This is a genomic window from Faecousia intestinalis, from assembly GCF_040096185.1.
GTDB lineage: Bacteria > Bacillota > Clostridia > Oscillospirales > Oscillospiraceae > JAZOXB01.
The window spans coordinates 1-2,921 of record NZ_JBBMFF010000070.1 but is presented as its reverse complement, the minus strand read 5'-3'; the positions used below and the strand labels follow the sequence as shown (position 1 = coordinate 2,921).

Sequence of the window (2,921 nt, the reverse complement as noted above, 5' to 3'; positions counted from 1 at the left end):
TTGCGAGGAGCGAAGCGACGTGGCAATCTCGGGAAGGCACTCGCAGTCCGTACAGGCTGCCGTGAAAACGTACAGACGCAATCGGTTTGTGCGTTTTTATCGCTGCCCTGTACTGGCTGCCAGTGCGGATCCGGGCCCGGCTGTCCGCTCCCCTACAGCGCGCGGCTGGGAACCTTCCTGCAATTCCCTATTTCTCATCCTGCCCGCTTGGGCAGGCGAATGGTCAGGACGATCTCACGATCCGTCTCCTCCTGCTTTGTTTCTGCCTGGATACCCGCACTGCGGACGAGCTCGAGGCTGTGGTTCACGCTGTTCAGGAACAGCCGCACATCCCGCACGATGAGCTTGCGGATGCCGCGCTTCGGCGGCTCCTGCGCGTTCTTTTTCGCGAGATAGGCGTCGATGTACGCCTCCGTCTTTGCCACGTTGAGCTGCTGGCGGATGACGGTCTGCAGCACGGCCAGCCGGTCCTCCTCCTCCGGCAGCCGCAGCAGCGCCCGCGCGTGCCGCTCCGAGAGTTGGTTCTCCCGCAGCAGGGCCAGCACCTGCGGGCTGTGGCGCAGCAAGCGCAGCTTGTTCGCCACGGCGCTCTGACTTTTGCCCACGCGCTGGGCCGCCTGCTCCTGACTCAGACCATACAGGCGCATGAGCCGCGCCAGCCCCTCGGCCTCTTCGATGTAGTCGAGGTCGCGCCGCTGGAGGTTCTCCACCAGCGCGACCATGCCGCTCTGCGCCTCGTCCACCGACAGCAGGATGCAGGGCACCTCCCGAAGCCCCGCCATCCGCGCGGCGCGCAGGCGGCGCTCGCCTGCGACCAGCTCATAGAATCCGTCCCGCCGCCGGACGGTCAGCGGCTGCACGATGCCGTATTCCGCAATGCTCGCCGCCAGCTCCTGCAGCCCCGCCGGGTCGAAGATCTTCCGCGGCTGGCCCGGATTCGGCCGGATCTGTGCGGCCGGAAGATATAGAATTTTCCCTGTTTCCAGCAGTCCACCTGTTCTGCGCATCCTGCTCTCCTCCTTTGCCGTGCGCGTTGTTCTGCTATCTATTTTACGCGTTTGCGCTGCGAAATTGCGCGAATGAAAGAGACTGAAACGCAATAAATTGTGTTTTTCGAAATGATGGACCACAATATCTTGGGAAATACGCGGGAAATGGGAAAAGTGGCGGAACCATGCCGCATCCGGGCCGTTCACAGCCTGCTTTCCGGAAGTTCATAATTCCTTCATCCTTCTTTCAGGAACATTTCAGCTTGGCGCGCTACAATGTGGCCAGAAAGAAAAACAAAGGCACCGCAGCAAAGCCGGAAGCGGCCGCGCGGCGGGGTTCCTGAGAAATTTGATCGAAGGAGTGCTTATCATGTACGAAAACGACGGATTCCATCCCTATGAAGATAACAACGATGCGCAGAACCGGAATGAAGCGCAGAGCAGTGAGACCAGCGGCAATCAGTGGCAGCAGCCGCTCTACCAGATGCCGCAGCAGCCGGAGCATACGCAGCCGAAGAAGAAGCATACCGCAGGGCGCGTCGTCGCGCTGGCGCTGTGCTGCTCGCTCCTCGGCGGCGCGGTCGGCGCAGGCGCCATGGCCATCGGCACGAGCATGACCGGCACGTCCGGCGGCTCGCGCAGCAGCAGCACCTCCACCATCCTGCAGGGTGACCGTCCCACCTCGGCCATCAACGTCTCAAAGATCGACACGAGCAAGGAAATGACGGCTGCTGAGGTCTATGCCGCCAACGTCAATTCCACGGTCGGCATCACGACCTCCATCACCACGAACTACTGGGGCTATCAGACGACGGCCGCTGCCTCCGGCTCCGGCTTCATCCTGACGGCTGACGGCTATATCCTGACGAACTACCATGTCATTGAAAATTCCAATTCCGTGAAGGTCACGATGTATGACGGCACGAGCTACGACGCCACCATCGTCGGCTACGACGAGAGCAACGACATCGCCGTCCTGAAGATCGACGCGACCGGCCTGACGCCCGTCGTGCTCGGCGATTCTGACAAGCTGAACGTCGGCGATTCCGTGGTCGCCATCGGCAACCCGCTCGGCGAGCTGACGTTCTCCCTGACGTCCGGCGCCGTGAGCGCGCTGAACCGCGAGGTCACGCTCTCGAGTAACGTCACGATGGACCTCATCCAGACGGACTGCGCCATCAACTCCGGCAACTCCGGCGGTGCGCTGTTCAACCTCTATGGCGAGGTCATCGGCATCACGAATGCGAAGTATTCCAGCAGCGGCTCTTCCGGTGAGGCGTCCATCGATAACATCGGCTTTGCCATCCCGATCAACTCGGTGCGCAGCATCGTGGAGAGCATCATTAAAAACGGCTATATCGTCAAGCCGTACATCGGCGTTTCCGTTGAAGATGTCAGCTCTGAAATGACGAGCTACGGCCTTCCCACCGGCGCGGTCGTCCGCTCCGTGACAGATGGCGCTCCTGCTGCACAGGCAGGCCTGCAGGCCAACGATATCATCACCGCCGTGGACGGCGCCGAGATCACCGGCAGCAACGATCTGGTCCAGATCGTCACCGCCAAGAAGGCGGGCGACACGCTGAAGCTCTCCGTCTACCGTCAGGGCCAGACGCTGGAGCTGACCGTTACCGTTGCCGAGCAGAAGCAGTCCGCGCAGGCCGGCTCAAGCGATACGCAGCAGAGCCAGCAGCAGGATCAGAGCCAGCAGCAACAGCAGGGCGGCGGCTACAGCTTCCCGTGGGGCTTCGGCTTCGGCGGCTGATCGCTGCAAAATCAATTTACCAATACTCTCTCTTTTCTTTCTTCCTTTCTTAAAAAGGCAGCCGCTTCCGGGTCTGGGCCGGAGGCGGCTGCCGATTTTTTTGCAGGTTTGGATGGGAAGGCTTGTAACTGTAGGGTCGGGGCATGCCCCGACCGGCGCCAAGCCGCCGC

Annotated in this window: 2 protein-coding genes; one reads left to right on the top strand and one right to left on the bottom strand. The window is 61.5% G+C overall.

Annotated features, from left to right (window positions below):
• Positions 1 to 194: 194 nt before the first annotated feature.
• Positions 195 to 1,007: a ParB/RepB/Spo0J family partition protein gene (locus WMO66_RS00970; protein ID WP_349134539.1), complete on the bottom strand. Its 813-nt coding sequence runs from the start codon at positions 1,005 to 1,007 to the stop codon at positions 195 to 197.
• A 352-nt stretch (positions 1,008 to 1,359) separates the two neighbouring features.
• On the opposite strand from WMO66_RS00970, the gene WMO66_RS00965 reads away from it, so the two are divergent.
• Positions 1,360 to 2,751, top strand: a complete 1,392-nt coding sequence (locus tag WMO66_RS00965; RefSeq protein WP_349134538.1) for a S1C family serine protease — start codon at positions 1,360 to 1,362, stop codon at positions 2,749 to 2,751.
• The last annotated feature ends 170 nt before the right edge of the window (positions 2,752 to 2,921 follow it).

Bases quoted from the DNA above. Each gene is read 5' to 3' on its own strand.
- WMO66_RS00970 (WP_349134539.1), bottom strand. From the start codon at position 1,007: ATGCGCAGAACAGGTGGACTGCTGGAAACAGGGAAAATTCTATATCTT.
- WMO66_RS00965 (WP_349134538.1), top strand. From the start codon at position 1,360: ATGTACGAAAACGACGGATTCCATCCCTATGAAGATAACAACGATGCG.